At 34.5% G+C, this 16,231-nt stretch carries 16 protein-coding genes; 13 read left to right on the top strand and 3 right to left on the bottom strand.

Annotated features, from left to right (window positions below):
• The first annotated feature begins 17 nt into the window (after positions 1-17).
• The 6 genes from NG806_RS16430 (at position 18) to ypfJ (ending at position 6,293) form a co-directional block, all read left to right on the top strand.
• Positions 18-1,208 carry a hypothetical protein gene (locus NG806_RS16430; protein ID WP_261510684.1) on the top strand — a complete coding sequence of 397 codons (1,191 nt, stop codon included), beginning with the start codon at positions 18-20 and terminating at the stop codon, positions 1,206-1,208.
• Complete coding sequence (locus NG806_RS16425; protein ID WP_214830314.1) at positions 1,209-1,745, top strand: adenine phosphoribosyltransferase; 537 nt, start codon at positions 1,209-1,211, stop codon at positions 1,743-1,745.
• A gap of 70 nt (positions 1,746-1,815) precedes the next feature.
• Positions 1,816-2,523, top strand: a complete 708-nt coding sequence (locus NG806_RS16420; protein ID WP_214830307.1) for a YfgM family protein — start codon at positions 1,816-1,818, stop codon at positions 2,521-2,523.
• Between the two features lie 3 nt (positions 2,524-2,526).
• The gene (gene ribH / locus NG806_RS16415; RefSeq protein ID WP_261510680.1) at positions 2,527-3,045 is read left to right on the top strand and encodes a 6,7-dimethyl-8-ribityllumazine synthase; all 519 of its coding nucleotides are present in this window, start codon (positions 2,527-2,529) and stop codon (positions 3,043-3,045) included.
• Positions 3,046-3,272: 227 nt separating this feature from the next.
• The gene (locus tag NG806_RS16410; protein ID WP_261510678.1) at positions 3,273-5,351 is read left to right on the top strand and encodes an LTA synthase family protein; all 2,079 of its coding nucleotides are present in this window, start codon (positions 3,273-3,275) and stop codon (positions 5,349-5,351) included.
• Positions 5,352-5,435: 84 nt separating this feature from the next.
• Complete coding sequence (gene ypfJ / locus NG806_RS16405) at positions 5,436-6,293, top strand: KPN_02809 family neutral zinc metallopeptidase (RefSeq protein WP_214830301.1); 858 nt, start codon at positions 5,436-5,438, stop codon at positions 6,291-6,293.
• Positions 6,294-6,338: 45 nt separating this feature from the next.
• On the opposite strand, the gene NG806_RS16400 is transcribed toward ypfJ, so the two are convergent.
• Both NG806_RS16400 and NG806_RS16395 read right to left on the bottom strand, forming a co-directional pair.
• Positions 6,339-7,196, bottom strand: a complete 858-nt coding sequence (locus NG806_RS16400) for a GLPGLI family protein (RefSeq protein WP_261510676.1) — start codon at positions 7,194-7,196, stop codon at positions 6,339-6,341.
• 7 nt (positions 7,197-7,203) lie between these two features.
• Positions 7,204-8,118, bottom strand: coding sequence for a GLPGLI family protein (locus NG806_RS16395; RefSeq protein WP_261510674.1), 915 nt, complete (start codon positions 8,116-8,118; stop codon positions 7,204-7,206).
• Positions 8,119-8,331: 213 nt separating this feature from the next.
• Between NG806_RS16395 and NG806_RS16390 the strand changes: the two genes are divergently transcribed.
• The 5 genes from NG806_RS16390 (at position 8,332) to sufD (ending at position 12,883) form a co-directional block, all read left to right on the top strand.
• A complete protein-coding gene (locus NG806_RS16390) occupies positions 8,332-8,661 on the top strand; it encodes a HesB/IscA family protein (RefSeq protein ID WP_214830295.1) in 330 nt (109 codons plus the stop codon).
• A 71-nt stretch (positions 8,662-8,732) separates the two neighbouring features.
• Positions 8,733-10,181: a Fe-S cluster assembly protein SufB gene (gene sufB, locus NG806_RS16385; protein WP_214830293.1), complete on the top strand. Its 1,449-nt coding sequence runs from the start codon at positions 8,733-8,735 to the stop codon at positions 10,179-10,181.
• 6 nt (positions 10,182-10,187) lie between these two features.
• Positions 10,188-10,694 (top strand): GNAT family N-acetyltransferase, encoded by a 507-nt coding sequence (locus tag NG806_RS16380; protein WP_214830291.1) that lies wholly within the window; start codon positions 10,188-10,190, stop codon positions 10,692-10,694.
• 18 nt (positions 10,695-10,712) lie between these two features.
• Entirely contained in the window at positions 10,713-11,456 is a 744-nt protein-coding gene (gene sufC, locus NG806_RS16375; RefSeq protein ID WP_214830284.1) for a Fe-S cluster assembly ATPase SufC, read from the top strand.
• Positions 11,457-11,575: 119 nt separating this feature from the next.
• A complete protein-coding gene (sufD, locus tag NG806_RS16370) occupies positions 11,576-12,883 on the top strand; it encodes a Fe-S cluster assembly protein SufD (RefSeq protein WP_214831311.1) in 1,308 nt (435 codons plus the stop codon).
• Between the two features lie 69 nt (positions 12,884-12,952).
• On the opposite strand, the gene NG806_RS16365 is transcribed toward sufD, so the two are convergent.
• Positions 12,953-13,885, bottom strand: a complete 933-nt coding sequence (locus tag NG806_RS16365) for a DUF3078 domain-containing protein (protein ID WP_214830282.1) — start codon at positions 13,883-13,885, stop codon at positions 12,953-12,955.
• A gap of 247 nt (positions 13,886-14,132) precedes the next feature.
• Here NG806_RS16365 and NG806_RS16360 point away from each other — a divergent pair, with 247 nt between their 5' ends.
• Together NG806_RS16360 and dprA are read left to right on the top strand one after the other, a co-directional pair.
• Positions 14,133-14,900, top strand: coding sequence for a rhomboid family intramembrane serine protease (locus tag NG806_RS16360; RefSeq protein WP_214830280.1), 768 nt, complete (start codon positions 14,133-14,135; stop codon positions 14,898-14,900).
• A 33-nt stretch (positions 14,901-14,933) separates the two neighbouring features.
• Positions 14,934-16,043 carry a DNA-processing protein DprA gene (gene dprA, locus NG806_RS16355; RefSeq protein WP_261510672.1) on the top strand — a complete coding sequence of 370 codons (1,110 nt, stop codon included), beginning with the start codon at positions 14,934-14,936 and terminating at the stop codon, positions 16,041-16,043.
• Positions 16,044-16,231: the final 188 nt, after the last annotated feature.

Raw genomic sequence — 16,231 nt, 5'->3', positions numbered from 1 at the left:
TAACAAACCGAATAAAAATGAAAAAGTTTTCTCTTCTACTAATTTTCAGCCTATTGCTTTTTACAGCATGTAAGAAAGATCATGTAGATGCTACGAGTACAAAAACTTTACAGTCAAGTATCAATGACATGGCATCAAGCCTGTCAACCATCAAACAAATCAAGTTTAATGAGGCTCTTTATATCCTTAAAACATTTGGAGTAGATGCCGAAGGTGACGTAAACGAAGTAAAGGCTCTTGGCAAATTAATTAATGGAAAAAAAGTTCCTGAAATTTTATCAATGGCCGATGAGGTAGCTCAGAAGAATAACATCGAATGGGCAAGTACGGCTCCACCTTCATTAGGAGAGATGAACATTTTTGGTGATGAAAAGGCGAAGGAAAGTGATCCAAATGATGTGAAAGCCAGCTCATTGAGTATCATTACAAGGCCTTCAGCTGATGACGGAAACGGAGCAACAGCTATCCAGATCATTCCTAAGCTTGTCGATAATGCAGGAAATCCTGTTGCATTTACGGGCGCCGGCTTAGAAGCTACATTAGAAGTTTTCAGTAATGGAGTAAAGCTTTCAACAGCAAAAAATCTGATGACTGATAATAATTTCAAAGGTTTCAATTTAAGATTTTCTTCTCTTTTAGCTTCAAAAGTGGTTGATAATAAAATAGATATCACGGTATCTGTAAAAACAACTGCAAAAACTTTTAAAATGTCTAAAATCGGGTTGGAAGTAAATCCGTCAGCTTTAAAAATTCCAGCACCTCCTAAAACAGATTCCACAGCTGTACCTACAGATCCAAATGCAGTAATTGATCCTAGCAACCCTACAGGTACTGGCAATACTACAGACCCTTCTGTAACAACAGCTCCTGCAACACCAAAACAACCAGCTGCAGATCCAAAAAATACAGTAAGTAAATTTTTAAATAATGTAAGTTCACAAAATCTTAAAGCAGCATTTGAGTCTTCAAATAACCCAAGCTGGGGAAGCTATGAGTCTTTTTCAAATCCTACTTCAGGCTTTGGATCCGTAAAAAATGTGAGTGTTAAAAATATCACGGCAAATGCCACTAATGCTAACAGCTCAAGTGTGAATGCTACTTATGATGTTACAGACAAAAATGGAAAAACAACTTCCCTGAAAGTAACTTTCGGACTTAAAAATGTAAACGGAGACTGGAAAATTTCCAGCTACAAAATAAACCCATAAATGGCTTCACAAGAATTAATTCATAAATTAGAAAATACCATTGAAAATGTTCCTGACTTTCCTATTCCGGGAATTCAGTTTAAGGACATCTCGCCTATTTTCCTTAACCCAAAATTATATGAAGAGGTTATTGAAGATCTTGTGAAATTCAGCAAAGGAAAGATTGATGCTGTTTGTGGAATCGAAAGCCGTGGTTATCTCTTTGGAATCGCAATTGCTGTTGCTTTGGAGGTTCCGTTTATTTTAATCCGTAAGAAAGGTAAACTTCCACCACCCATTATCTCGGAAAAATATGACCTGGAATATGGAAGTGCCGAAATAGAAACGCGTGAAGGACAGATAAAAAAAGAGCAGCGAATATTAATTCATGATGATTTACTGGCAACCGGGGGTACAACAGAAGCTGCGGCAAAATTAGTTGAAAAACAAGGCGCAAAAGTAGTACAGTTCAGTTTTTTAACCGCTCTAGGAGATTTAAATGGCGATGAAAAACTAAAAAAATTCAATGCGGAAATCTATCATATTTTAGAATATTAAATAATACATTCAAAGTATTTTGTAAATCCCTCAGAAACAATTAAATTTGCAATTCAATTTTTAAGAATTTATGGCAAAACTTGCAAAGAATGCTCAAAAAGAGCAAGAAGGTAAAGAAACAGTGGAATTTTTTAAAGATCTTGACAGAGAGGCTTTAAATACAGAAAGATTCCTAGAAAAATACTCAAAACCACTAGGTATTGTTTTTGGGGCTTTGGTTTTAGGAGTTTTAGGGTTTTTCGCCTATAAACAATTTGTAGTTGCTCCTCAAAATACGGAAGCAGTAAAAACTTTCCTTGCCGCTCAAAAAAACCTTACTGAAGGTAAAGATAAAGAGGCGTTGGGAGGTAAATCTGCTGCAAACCCAGGTTTCATAGGAACTTATAATGACTTTTCTTCTACAGATATCGGTAAACTCGCAGGTTATAATGCTGGTTTATTAAAATTCAAAGAAGGGAAGTTCCAGGAAGCTTACGATCTTTTAGATCAATTCTCTTCTGACAACAAAACATTGATGGCGATGAAGTTTGGAGCTATGGCAGATGCAAAATCTGGTCTTAACAAAAATGATGAAGCATTATCATTGCTAGACAAAGCTTCAAGCGCTTCTTCAGATCCTTATACTTCTTACTTCTTTACAAGAAAGGCTGGTATAGTAGCTTTAGGATTAAAGAAAAAAGCAGAAGCTAAGAAATACTTTTCAACAATTGACGAAAAATATCAGGACTATGACAATGGAATGTCTGATTCTTATATTGAAATGACTAAATATTATTAAAAAATGGCAACAGTTAATCTTTCGGATTACAAGCCACTTAATATAACCAATGCCGAGGATTTTTCTATCGGCATTGTTTTTTCTGAGTGGAATGACTTTGTAACCTATAACCTTCGTGATGCAGCTTTAGAAATCCTTGAAAAAGAAGGAGTAAAAACTGAAAACATAAAACTTTTTACAGTACCTGGAGCATTTGAATTAAATTACGCAAGTATGCAATTGTGCAAAGAGCGAAAATTCGATGCTGTAATTGCTATAGGATGTATTATCAGAGGCGAGACTCCGCACTTTGATTTTGTATCTTCAGCAGTCGCACAGGGAATTAAAGATTGTAATATTCTGACAGATACTCCAACCATCTTTTGTGTTCTTACAGATGACACCAAAGAACAGTCTGTAGCACGCAGCGGTGGAGACTTAGGTAATAAGGGCGTAGAAGCTGCTGTTACAGCTCTAAGAATGATAGATTTTAAAAAGAAATTATCTCAGAAAAAGACCAATATAGGCTTTGGAAATTCTTAATTTTAATATCTTTTACAACCTATAAATTAAAAGGACTATTTTTTATAGTCCTTTTTTATTGTCTTTATTTCTTAAGCTAAGAAAACCTCTTTTATTTAATAATATTCCTTTTTAAGAATAATTTAAACAATTATAAAAAACATAACAAATCAGCTGTTTTTATTTTTTTCCTTAAAAAATACAGCATAAAAACTATCTTTGCAAAAATTAACATATACTTAATCTAAATGTATCCTCAAAAAATAAAACCATTCTTATACTTAGGATTTTTTTATCTTATTGTATCACTGATTGTTAGAATAGTATTTTTTTCCCACCCAATAACTACCGCAAGCTTCGGTTTCTTTGAGGTGCTGAAAGTCTTAGTAGTCGGAGTAGCTAACGATGTCTCTGTCTTTGTTTTAGCAAGTACATTTTTAGCTCTGTACTTCTTATTTCTTTCGGATTCAAAATATAAAAAGCCTTACGGGCAAATAATATTAGGAGCTTTACTGCTTCTTTTTTTCTATATCCTTCTTATTCCGAATAATATTTTTAAACAATATGGGGGATCTATAGCAGAAATTGCACTTGCTTTTATCGCATTAAAAATCATATGCTTTGCATTAATGCTTTTTCTTCCGTCAAAAAGAATTAAAATCCGTAACACGCTTTATTTCATTACGTTATTCATCTATGTATTGCTTATTGTTTTTAATGCTGTAAGTGAATATTTCTTCTACAATGAATTTGGATTGCGTTACAACTTTATTGCAGTTGATTATCTTATTTACACGAATGAAGTGATCGGAAACATTATGGAAAGCTATCCTGTCCTTCCCTTATTTTTAATCATCTTTGCTATTACATCTACCATCACATGGTTTATTTATAAGAAAACAAAGAATGAGCTCAAAGATCTTCCCAATTTCAAGCAGAAGCTAGTTTTATTAGGTTCTTTTATTCTACTTGCAGGAATCAGCTTAGTCTGCCTAACCTTTACTACTCAGATAAAATCCACGAATGTCTTTGCTGAAGAAATTGAGGCCAATGGATTTCCAAAGTTCTATTGGGCATTTACACATAATGAATTAGACTACTTCCAGTTTTACCCACAGATAGATCAGAAAAAAGCTGAAAGTAATTTTTTAAGCCAGTACTCTGATCCTGTTTTAACAAGAACAATAAATTCAGACCAACCTGAGCTCAAAAAGAATGTCGTTCTTATCTCTATAGAAAGTTTATCTGCTGATTTTATGCAGCACTATGGAAATGATCAGAAAATAACACCTTTCTTAGATAGTTTAGCCGATCGTTCTATGATGTTTACAAACTTGTATGCAACAGGAAACAGAACGGTTCGTGGTCTGGAAGCATTAACTCTTTGTATTCCTCCAACAGCAGGAGAAAGTATCATAAAAAGAGAAAATAACAAAAATAAATTCACAACAGGTGGCATCTTCAAATCCAAAGGATATGATGTGAAGTTCCTATACGGTGGTTACAGTTATTTTGACAATATGCAGGATTTCTTTGCTGGTAACGGATATGGAATTGTTGACCGTAATAATTTTAAACCTGAAGAAATTACTTTTGCCAATGTTTGGGGCGTTGCCGATGAAGATATGGCTAAAAAAGCAATTCAGGTAATGAATACGGAATCAAAATCTGGAAAACCCTTTTTCAATCATTGGATGACGGTTTCTAATCATAGACCTTTTACTTATCCGAACGGAAGAATAGATATTCCCGGTGATGCTAAATCCAGAGAAGGAGGGGTAAAATATACAGATTATTCTCTTCGTAAGTTTTTTGAAATGGCAAAGAAACAGGATTGGTATAAAAACACGGTTTTCGTAATTGTTGCAGATCATTGCGCATCAAGCGCTGGCAGTACAGCATTACCAATGGATAAATACAGAATTCCAGCTCTGGTCTTCTCTGAAGATTTTATTCAGCCACAAAAATTTGATAAACTTATGTCCCAGATAGACCTTATGCCTACCGTATTGGGATTACTTAATTTCAACTACCAATCGAAATTCTTAGGACAGGATGTTTTTAAAAAAGAATTTCAGCCTAAAGCCTATATTGCCACTTATCAGGATTTAGGATTTGTAAAAGATGGATATTTAACAGTAATTTCTCCAGTAAAAAAGATAAAACAATATTCATTATCTCAAAAAAAGGATAAGCTAACTCCGGAATTTAGCATCTATTATGATGAAAATCCTATGAAGAATCCGAATCAGAAAGTGGTTGATGATGCCATTTCTGCTTATCAATCTACTTCATATTGGCTAAAGAGTAATCAGCTTAACCGTTAAAATTGTTCAAATATTTTTAGTAGAATTAAAAAATAATAATTAATATCGATATTAGTTTTAAATTTACATCTAAAATTATTTACTATGAAATGGACAAACGATAGAGGCGGAAACGTTGAAGACCGTCGTGGCTCCGGGGGGAGTGGAGGTATGATCGTAGGAGGAGGCTTAGGAACATTGATTATTGCTGCCATCGTTTTCTTTTTGGGAGGCGACCCTTCGGGTATATTGAATTCAAATAGTATGTCATCACAAGGCCAGTCTGAACAGAGAGAATTAAATGCTGATGAGAAAAAAATATATGAAATGGTCGATATGATGGATGGATGGAACACCATTGCATGGACTGAAGTTTTCAAAGAAAACGGAATGACCTATACTCCGCCTAAAATTGTACTTTTTGAAAACACAACACAATCCGGCTGTGGTACTGCACAATCTGCAATGGGACCTTTTTACTGCCCGGCAGATCAGAAAGTGTATATGGATATGAGCTTCTTTAATGAATTACAGCAAAGATTTGGAGCGAAGGTAACAGAATTTACTGTAGCCTATGTTTTAGCACACGAAATCGGACATCATGTACAGACTCTTTTAGGAACAACCCAAAAAGTAGATGCTCTCAGAAGAAGTGGAAGATATTCAGAAGCTGATATGAACAGGGTCTCCGTAGCCACTGAATTACAGGCTGATTTCTATGCTGGTCTTTGGGCAAAAAGAACTAATGACAAGAAACAAATTCTGGAACCTGGTGATATTGAATCTGCTATAGATGCTGCCGAAGCTGTAGGCGACGATAATATCCAAAAAAGATCTCAAGGATATGTAAATCAGGAAAGCTTTACTCACGGATCTTCTGCTCAGCGTAAAGAATGGTTTATGAAAGGTTTTAATACGGGAGATATCCGGCAAGGTGATACTTTCAATCAACTTTTAAAATAAATAAGATACAATAAAAACCCTGAAGAATTCTTCAGGGTTTTTTATTTATTGTAATTCAATTGGATTGCTGTTTTTCTTCGCCTCATCCTTCACCCTTTCTTCCATTCTTTTTTTCATATCAGCCGGATTCCGGTTTCCACCACCTCCACCTCGTCCAGCACCACCTACAACAACAGTCTGGGCAAAGCCTCCGCCACCGCCACCGCCTTGAGTCATAAAGGACATTGGATCTGTTCTATATTTTTCCTGTTGTTTTAGAAAATCTTTTCTTTTCACTTTTATGATATTCCCTCGTTGGCTTAAATTTGCCAATTCAGCGATCTTATAATTTTTCATTAAATCAAAGGAGTAATCTCCCTGGCTATCTTCTACCTTTACAATCAAACCTGGAAGCCCACTAAACTTATAAGGTCCATCCTGATAAGGAAGATCTGTAGTAAACCAGGCTGTCCATTTTCTTCCCGCAAAATCAGTTTCAGCCTTTTGAACTTTATAATCTCCTATTTTAGTAGTTTCAGGTGATATTTTCCAATTTAATGGACGGTCTTCTTCATAAGAATACATATCTCGTCCCAACCTATCTTTAAAATAGGTTTTTTGATCTTTTTTATCTTTTTCAACAGAGTAATTGATGCTGGTTCTCAATCCTTCCATTTGATCCCTGTTAAAAGCTATTGCTCCGCCACTTTGAAACGTCTTTTGCATAATTGAGTCTCTTTTTACTCTATTCTCAGAGTAAAAAAGGGATTTCTCCTGCGAAATATCTAAGTATGCATTTTCGGTCTTTATATCATTTTTATTTGCTGCATCTGATTTCATAGTAACCTGATATACAAATCGGTTTACCTGTGCAAAAGCATTCTGCACGAAAAGAGCTAATGCAATGATGGCTATTTTTTTCATTTGTAATTTATTTTAGTTCAATTGGGTTTTGCTTTACATCATTGTGAAAGCTTTCGATATCACCCGTTGGTATAGAATTACTATTGCTACTGTCCATTCCTCTCGAAGACATTCCTCTACCTCCGCCATGACTGCCGCCTTTCATTCCGCCACCTCGTCTTCCACCCCCGGAATTCATATCTCCGCCACTTCTACTTCTCAACATCGTTCTGCTGTCTTTACTTAATTCTATTGCCGCTTTATCACCCATAAAATCTATTCGTGTGCTCAATTTTGCATCTGGACTTACAGATTCTTCAAAAGCATTTTTAATAGTAATCTTTTTTACAAGATCAAATTTGTAATCTCCTTTATCATCTTCCAGCTTCACAATCAGACCTGGCAATCCCGAAAATTTATAGGGTCCATCAGAAATATTTATTTCTTTTGTAAACCAGGCCGTCCAGACTCTGCCACCAAAATTGGCTGTTGCTTTTTGAGCTTTATATCCATTTTGTTGTTCAGTCTCTTCTGTCACCTGCCATTTAATAGGTCGGTCTTCCTGATAATAAATTTGCTCCCCAGCTATTTTATCATGATAATAAACTTTTTGTTCAGAAATGTTTTTTGTGATAAAATATTCAAAAAAAGATTGTTCCGATTGTTTTCCCAATCCAAATTTTGTAAAATCTTTCCCTTCTTTTTTACTATCATTTTTTTCTTCCTTTCTAAAAGCAGTTAATAAAGAATCCCTTACTAATTTATGTTCACTTATAAACAAGGATTGATTTCCTTTAATATCTAAAAAAGTTTTTTCAAATTTCAGACTTACCAGATTAATTGAATCGGGGTTTACTGAAGTTTCGTAAACATATCTTATAGTTTGTCCATAAGACATTGTCAGTAAAAACAATATAAAAAAGACCAGTAATTTTTTTTTCATAATTATTCTTTATAGATAAAAAATACTGTTCAAAGTTAAATCAAAAACAGAATTACTAAATTTGCAGAAGAATATTTATACATTTTTTAACACTAACAATGATATGTATAACGATGCTATTAAGATTCGAATTATTAAAATAGATATCTTCAATTTGAGATTGCGGAAATTAGTTCGTATTTTTGCAAGATTAAATCATTCTAAATAAATACAATGATAACAGTATCAGATCAAGCGAAGTTAAAAGCCATCCAACTTATGACGGAAGAAGGCTTTAACCCTGCTGAAGATTATATAAGAGTGGGGGTGAAAAGTGGAGGATGCTCTGGTTTGGAGTATGTTTTAAAATTTGACAACCAAAAAGAAGAAACAGACCAAATTATTGTAAACAACGATGTTAAAATTGTTGTAGACAAAAAATCTATCCTCTATTTAGCGGGTACCATTCTTGAATATTCAGGAGGTTTGAACGGAAAAGGATTTGTTTTTAATAATCCTAATGCATCCAGAACGTGTGGTTGTGGAGAGAGTTTTAGTTTGTAATTAGACGTTGGAAATTAGAAGTTAGTAATCACTATCTGACTTCTGATATCTAAAATCTAGAATCCATCAAAATGAGTAAATATACAGAAGACGATTTACGCGTCGATTTAGAAAATAAAAAATACGAATTCGGTTGGGAAACGAAGATCGATTATGAAGATTTCCCGATTGGTTTAGATGAAGATGTCATCCGTGCTATCTCTGCTAAAAAAGAAGAGCCAGAATGGATGACAGAATGGCGTTTGGAATCTTATAGAATATGGCTTAAAATGGTAGAACCTACATGGGCCAACATTAAATATGTGAAACCAGATTTCCAGGCAATTCGATATTATGCTGCTCCAAAGAAGAATGCCGAATTGGCAAGTTTAGATGAAGTAGACCCGGAATTGCTTAAAACCTTCGCAAAACTAGGAATTAACATCGAGGAACAAAAAAGACTTTCTGGAGTTGCCGTAGACATTGTAATAGATTCAATTTCGGTAAAAACAACTTTCCAGGATACTTTAGCAGAGAAAGGAATTATTTTCTGTTCTATTTCAGAAGCGATAAAAAACCATCCTGATTTAGTGAAAAAGTACTTAGGGAAAGTAGTTCCAAGAGGAGATAATTTTTATGCAGCTTTAAATTCTGCTGTATTTTCTGACGGAAGTTTCTGTTATATTCCTAAAGGAGTAAGGTGTCCAATGGAACTTTCAACATATTTCCGTATTAATCAGGCAGGAACAGGACAGTTTGAAAGAACTCTTGTGATTGCTGATGAAGGAAGTTATGTTTCTTATCTTGAAGGTTGTACTGCTCCTTCCAGAGATGAAAATCAATTGCACGCAGCCGTTGTGGAATTAATTGCAATGGATAACGCTGAAATTAAATATTCTACAGTTCAGAACTGGTATCCAGGTAATGAAGAAGGAAAGGGAGGTGTATTTAATTTTGTAACAAAAAGAGGACTTTGCGAAAGAAATGCAAAGATCTCATGGACACAGGTTGAAACCGGATCTGCGGTAACATGGAAATACCCATCTTGTATTTTGAAGGGAGATGGATCAATTGGTGAGTTCTATTCTATTGCTGTGACTAACAATCACCAATATGCTGATACCGGAACAAAAATGATCCATATCGGAAAGAACACAAAATCAACGATTATATCCAAAGGTATTTCTGCAGGTAAATCACAAAACTCTTACAGAGGACTGGTAAAAGTAATGCCTTCTGCAAAAGGAGCAAGGAATTTCTCCCAGTGTGATTCTTTACTAATGGGTAACGAATGTGGTGCACATACATTCCCATATATTGAGATTAAAGATCCTACGGCCCAATTAGAGCATGAAGCAACCACTTCAAAAATCGGTGAAGATCAGATCTTCTATTGTAACCAGAGGGGGATCGACACGGAAAGAGCGATTGCTCTGATCGTGAATGGCTTCAGTAAAGAGGTTTTAAACAAGCTTCCTATGGAGTTTGCTATTGAAGCTCAGAAATTATTAGAGATCTCACTAGAAGGCTCAGTAGGATAAGACAGGATGAAAACTACGGAAAGATTAATTTTAAGAAAACCTGAAAAGCAAGATTTTGAAAGATTTTTTGAAATTAATAAAGACCCGCAGACCAATCTTTATAATCCGAGTGGACCAATGAGTCTTGAAAAAGCTGAAAATACATTTAATAGAATGCTTGAACATTGGGATCAATACAATTTCGGTGGATGGGCAATTTTAGAAAAAGAAAACCCAGATAGGGTTATTGGCTTCGGCGGACTTAGCTATAAAATGTATGACGAAGAAGAAAAATTAAACCTTGGATATCGTTTTGCTCCGGAAGCCTGGGGAAAAGGATATGCAACAGAGTTTTCAAAAAAAGCTATAGACTTCGGTTTTAATGATCTGAATGAAAAGGAAATTTTCGGTATGGTTCGTCCTGCTAATGTTGTTTCGATCAAAGTATTGGAAAAAGCAGGAATGGAACAGACTGGACAACTTAATGATGTACCGGATCAGCCGGAAAGTTTAATATATAGAATTCAAAAATAATTTGTTTAAGCAAATAAAATGTTAGAAATAAAAAACTTACACGCCAGAATTGAAGATGGCGCACAAATTTTAAAAGGTATCAATCTCGAAATAAAACCGGGTGAAGTTCATGCTATAATGGGACCTAACGGAGCAGGAAAATCTACTCTTTCATCTATTATTGCGGGTAAAGAAGATTACGAAGTTACTGAAGGTGATATTATTTTTCAAGGTGAAAACATTAACGAAGATGCTCCTGAAGAAAGAGCTCATAAAGGAATATTCCTATCTTTTCAGTATCCTGTAGAAATTCCTGGAGTTTCTGTGACTAACTTTATTAAAGCTGCTTTAAACGAAACCAGAAAAGCAAACGGACTTGAAGAAATGCCTGCAAAAGAAATGCTTGCTATGATTCGTGAGAAGTCTGAAAAATTGGGAATTAAGAAAGACTTCCTTTCAAGATCATTAAACGAAGGATTTTCAGGAGGTGAAAAGAAAAGAAATGAGATCTTCCAGATGATGATGCTTAATCCAAAACTGGCTATTCTTGATGAAACCGATTCAGGATTGGATATTGATGCTTTAAGAATTGTTGCAGATGGTGTAAATCACTTTAAAAATGAAGGAAATGCAGTTCTTTTGATTACCCACTATCAAAGATTGCTAAACTATATTCAGCCGGATTTTGTACATGTTCTAGCGAACGGTAAGATCATTAAAACGGGTGACAAATCTCTTGCTTTAGAATTAGAAGCGAAAGGTTACGACTGGCTTCTTAATTAAGAAGAGAAATTTTTTGGTGCAGATTTTATCAATTCTGACTAAAAGATAAGCGGAAAACCCGCAAATAATATTACAATTTTTAAATATATAAAAAAGGTGTGATGGCCGAAATTTCAGTAATGGCTTTATACGATCAAATTATTGACAACCACGATGAGTTTTTGAAAAGCCTTCGTCACAGATTTCTGGATGAAGATAGAAAAGCAGCTCTTCGAGAGTTCGAAAGCATTGGTTTTCCAACCAAAAAGGACGAAGAATATAAATATACCAACTTAAAAGAGATCACGGAAAAAAACTATAATTTCTTTCCAAAAGAAGGTCACAATATTACCAAAGAACAGTTGGACCAATTGCATTTAGGTGAAGAAAACTTTGACTGGATCGTTTTTGTAAATGGTAAACTACATAAGGAGTTATCAAAAGTTTCTATCGAAAACGTAGAATTTCTTTCATTCAACTATGCTTTGAATGACGAAAAACATAAAGAAGTTTTTGATAAATATTTCAATACAATTGCAGGGAAGAGTTCAGCTTTTACAGATTTAAATCTTGCATACTGCAAATATGGCTTCTTCTTGAAGGTACCAAAAAATGTTGTCATTGAAAGACCAATCCATGTTTTCTATCTTTCACAAAACCAAGAAGAAAATACATTCTACAATACAAGAAATTTATTGATCGTTGAAGATGGAGCAAAAGTAGAAGTAATTGAAAGTCATCATAATTTTGACGATACTTTTGTATTGACAAATTCAGTGACCGAGATCTTTACCTATCCAAATGCTAAGGCAGACTGGCATAAACTTCAAAATGATAATGATACTTCTTATCTTATCGATAATACTTTTGCAAAACAGGAAAAAGACAGCTTAACAACTGTAAATACTTTCTCTTTTGGAGGAAAATTGGTAAGAAACAATCTGGATTTCATCCATAATGGACAGAATATCAACTCATTCATGAATGGGATTACGATTATCGGAAAAGATCAGCTAGTGGATCACCATACGGCTGTTCACCATAACCAACCTAATTGTGAAAGTTATCAGAACTATAAAGGGATATTCAAAGATAAGGCTCATGGAGTATTTAACGGAAAGGTTTTCGTTGATAAAATAGCTCAGAAGACCAATGCTTATCAACAGAATAATAATGTGTTATTAAGTGAAGGAGCAACAATTGACACAAAGCCTCAGCTAGAGATCTTTGCAGATGATGTAAAGTGTTCTCATGGTTGTACAGTGGGCCAATTGAATGAAGATGCATTATTTTATCTGAGAGCAAGAGGAATCTCCAAAAAAGAAGCTCAGGCATTATTACTTTATGCTTTTGCGAATGATGCCATGCAGAACATTGACATTGAACCTTTAAAGGAAAAAATTTCAAAGTTACTGGCTGAAAAACTAGAAGTAGACATTGAATTCTAAGAAAATAAATTGATACCAAAAAAAGCACTTCTTTCGAAGTGCTTTTTTATTGATTAAATAATTACTTTGTTATTTTTTAAGCCACCACTGATTGTCTTTTCTATCAGATCTTTTCACACCATTATTAACGGTATACGCAAAACCGATTCCTAAAGTTTGTTTCAGCTGTGTTTTCTGGATCTGATTATGATCGTATAGTACATCTACTGTGATATTGGATGAGATATACTTATTAATTTTTAAATTTAAAACAGCTCCATAAGCCAGTACTAACCTTTCGGGATGATCGAGATAGTTTGAAAACACAGAAGCGGTATTCGTCAGATTAATATTTTCCATCAGTTTCACTTTATATACAGCATTTCCTAAAAAACCAAACTGCAATAGTGAGTTATCTCCATCTGCTTTTAAACCATAATTCCCAGCTTTCTGAAGCTCATTATCCAACACAAAGGTCCATCTTCCATTGACAGGGCGCAATGTTACCGTTAAATTATCATTGGGTCTATAGGTAACCCCCAAACCCATGTTAAAATATCCCGGAGCCATAAAATTGGATATCTTTTTAGCTTCAGGGTTGTTTCCATCTTCATAACCAGCAGAAAATTGTGACTGCAAACTGGCCCCTGAAGAAATATACCAGCTTTTAGAAAACTGTCTTCCATAGTTTGTAGATATATTGAGGACATCCTGTGTTTTCCTTGTCCCTATTCCCTTTGTATTATTCTGACCGTAACCAAGAATGATGATATTCTCCCACAGGTCTTTATCTTTTTCGTAGGTAAGATTATAATCGACACCAGCGAGCCAGCCAACATTATTGGCTCCTCCACCAACCCAATTTGAAAAAGCTGCCTGATTGAACATTAATGTGTTTTTTCCTAATACAGACCAGCTTTTTATAGAATCCTTTACCGGTGTTGCTGTTGTATCTATTTTTATCTCTTGTGCTGCTACATTTATTCCCAATGCAATGGAAAAAATCAACAATTTGTTCTTCATAATTAAAGATTTCCAATACAAAAATAGAAATATAATTTTTTATTGAAGAACTTTCACTAAACAAATAGACCCAACAAATGGATCGAAATGTCCGAAATAAAGAAAATGAATCATCAAACAATAAATTCCAAATCACTAGTTCCCTAAAAATCATTACCTTTTGTCTTATAAATAATTTAGAAGAGAAAAAACCATCGCCAAATTTTCCGAAATTTATTATTGGCTTTTGATTTGACATTACCTCTTCATGTTTAAAAACGCAATTTCCAAGAAAGCTATCTTATATCCATTGCTGATGCTTGCTGCAATGTGGCTGGGCTACTTTTTACAAACACAAGGCTTCTTTCAGAGTTGCTTTGGAGCCATCATTCCTCTTTTACCGGAAGGTTTGTTGGGAGTGGTTACCTCTCCTCTTTTGCATGGAAATATGGACCATATTATCAGTAACTCAATTCCCATTGCTGTGCTGATGTTTCTTTTATATCAGTTCTATCCATTAGTGGCCAATAAAGTGTTTGTTATCGGTTGGCTGGCAACTGGATTATTGGTTTGGTTACTTCCGCCCATAGATATCCTCACAGGTGAGTACATGTACACCTGTACCATTGGAGCCAGTGGCGTCGTATATGTTTTAGCTTTCTTCCTCTTCTTCAGTGGAGTATTTAAATGGAATATGAAACTTTTAACCATTTCTTTACTGGTTGTATTATATTACGGAAGTTTGATTTGGGGGATGTTTCCTGAAGAATTATTTTACAATCTTCATGAACCAAGTAAAATATCCTGGCAAGCCCACCTTTCAGGAGCAGTAGTAGGAAGTATCATTGCTTTTGCATTCAAAAATATTGGTGAAAAAAAGAGAAAATTCATTTGGGAATTCCCTAACTACTATAACGAGAAAGATGACAAGCTTTGGCAGGAATATAAAGAAAATCACCCCGAAGACTTTTTAGAACTGCCCCACAAAAAAAGAGATGATATCTGGGATCATTTAGAGGAATTAAGGAAAAAATAAAACTTAATTCATTACATTTGAAAAAAAACACACATGATTTCCGAAGAACATCTTTATGCAATCGCATTACGCGAGTGCAGCCTGATTGGTGATATCAATTTCATAAAACTTATTAGAACATTTGGAAGCGCTAAAACGGCGTGGGAAAAGGCTAAGAAAGAATATAAAAAAATAGATGGATTTGGTCAAAAGATTGTATCAGATATTGGCAACCCTAGCCATTTAGACTTTGCTGAAAAAGAATTGAAATTTTGCGAAAGCAACAATATTCTGATCAAGCTAAAACATCTTAAAGAACTCCCCTACTTACTCGGGGAATGTGAAGATGCTCCTGCTATTTTATACCAAAAAGGAAACTACAAAAATTCACTACTGCCCTTAAGTATTGTAGGTACAAGGAATATTACGGCTTATGGTAAACAGTTTATAAAGAATTTTTTTGAAGAAACCCAATCTTGTAGTTTTATTTCCATTAGTGGATTGGCTTTGGGAGTAGATAAAGAAGTGCACGATCAATCTCTTCACTACAAAATCCCTACCGCTGCTGTTTTAGCGCATGGTTTCCACACTCTTTATCCTGCAAAAAATAAGCGGCTATCTGAGAAGATCCTGCAAGACGGCGGAGTCCTGTTTACCGAATTTAATTCTTCAAGAAAACCTGATAGAGAAAACTTTATTCAAAGAAATAGAATTATTGCTGGAATATCTCCAGCAACTATGGTAGTGGAGACCGCTTTTGGAGGCGGATCAATGAGTACAGCAACCTTTGCTAACGGCTATAACAGGGATGTTTTTGCTCTGCCCGGAAAAATTACAGATCAGTATAGCCAAGGCTGCAATCATCTTATTTCTCAAAATAAGGCAGCTACAATTTCTACAATTAAAGATCTGATTAGCAACCTTGGTTTTAACAAACCTAAAGAAAAAATAGAAGAACTATTTCCCAGTTCTTCTATTGCAATCCAATTAACTGAAAATCAAAGTCTAATCTATAATTTTATTGCTGAAAATCCACAAATTAATTTGGATGATTTAGCCCAGCAAATAGTCCTTCCAACACATAGAATTTTACCTGTACTTTTAGAATTAGAGCTTTTAGGTAAAGTGAAATCGTTTTCTGGGAGGCAATTTCTAGCAATTTGAAATTTAACTATTTCTTAATATTGCATTATTTCACGTATAACATTTAATTTTTAATAAAATTTAAATGCAAATTATCAATTTAATAATATTTTCTCTCATAATTAATAAATTTTCAACAATCATCAATTAAGGTGTTGTGAATCTTGAAAAAAAAATTAAATTTGTTGGCAATAATATTCAACCTTAAT

Origin of the sequence: Chryseobacterium paludis, from assembly GCF_025403485.1 — a bacterium.
GTDB lineage: Bacteria > Bacteroidota > Bacteroidia > Flavobacteriales > Weeksellaceae > Chryseobacterium > Chryseobacterium paludis.
This window is presented reverse-complemented; position numbering and strand designations above follow the sequence as displayed.

What these genes read in the sequence shown, in the direction of transcription:
- NG806_RS16430 (WP_261510684.1), top strand. Translation starts at nt 18, where the DNA reads ATGAAAAAGTTTTCTCTTCTACTAATTTTCAGCCTATTGCTTTTTACA.
- NG806_RS16425 (WP_214830314.1), top strand. Translation starts at nt 1,209, where the DNA reads ATGGCTTCACAAGAATTAATTCATAAATTAGAAAATACCATTGAAAAT.
- NG806_RS16420 (WP_214830307.1), top strand. Translation starts at nt 1,816, where the DNA reads ATGGCAAAACTTGCAAAGAATGCTCAAAAAGAGCAAGAAGGTAAAGAA.
- ribH (WP_261510680.1), top strand. Translation starts at nt 2,527, where the DNA reads ATGGCAACAGTTAATCTTTCGGATTACAAGCCACTTAATATAACCAAT.
- NG806_RS16410 (WP_261510678.1), top strand. Translation starts at nt 3,273, where the DNA reads ATGTATCCTCAAAAAATAAAACCATTCTTATACTTAGGATTTTTTTAT.
- ypfJ (WP_214830301.1), top strand. Translation starts at nt 5,436, where the DNA reads ATGAAATGGACAAACGATAGAGGCGGAAACGTTGAAGACCGTCGTGGC.
- NG806_RS16400 (WP_261510676.1), bottom strand. Translation starts at nt 7,196, where the DNA reads ATGAAAAAAATAGCCATCATTGCATTAGCTCTTTTCGTGCAGAATGCT.
- NG806_RS16395 (WP_261510674.1), bottom strand. Translation starts at nt 8,118, where the DNA reads ATGAAAAAAAAATTACTGGTCTTTTTTATATTGTTTTTACTGACAATG.
- NG806_RS16390 (WP_214830295.1), top strand. Translation starts at nt 8,332, where the DNA reads ATGATAACAGTATCAGATCAAGCGAAGTTAAAAGCCATCCAACTTATG.
- sufB (WP_214830293.1), top strand. Translation starts at nt 8,733, where the DNA reads ATGAGTAAATATACAGAAGACGATTTACGCGTCGATTTAGAAAATAAA.
- NG806_RS16380 (WP_214830291.1), top strand. Translation starts at nt 10,188, where the DNA reads ATGAAAACTACGGAAAGATTAATTTTAAGAAAACCTGAAAAGCAAGAT.
- sufC (WP_214830284.1), top strand. Translation starts at nt 10,713, where the DNA reads ATGTTAGAAATAAAAAACTTACACGCCAGAATTGAAGATGGCGCACAA.
- sufD (WP_214831311.1), top strand. Translation starts at nt 11,576, where the DNA reads ATGGCTTTATACGATCAAATTATTGACAACCACGATGAGTTTTTGAAA.
- NG806_RS16365 (WP_214830282.1), bottom strand. Translation starts at nt 13,885, where the DNA reads ATGAAGAACAAATTGTTGATTTTTTCCATTGCATTGGGAATAAATGTA.
- NG806_RS16360 (WP_214830280.1), top strand. Translation starts at nt 14,133, where the DNA reads ATGTTTAAAAACGCAATTTCCAAGAAAGCTATCTTATATCCATTGCTG.
- dprA (WP_261510672.1), top strand. Translation starts at nt 14,934, where the DNA reads ATGATTTCCGAAGAACATCTTTATGCAATCGCATTACGCGAGTGCAGC.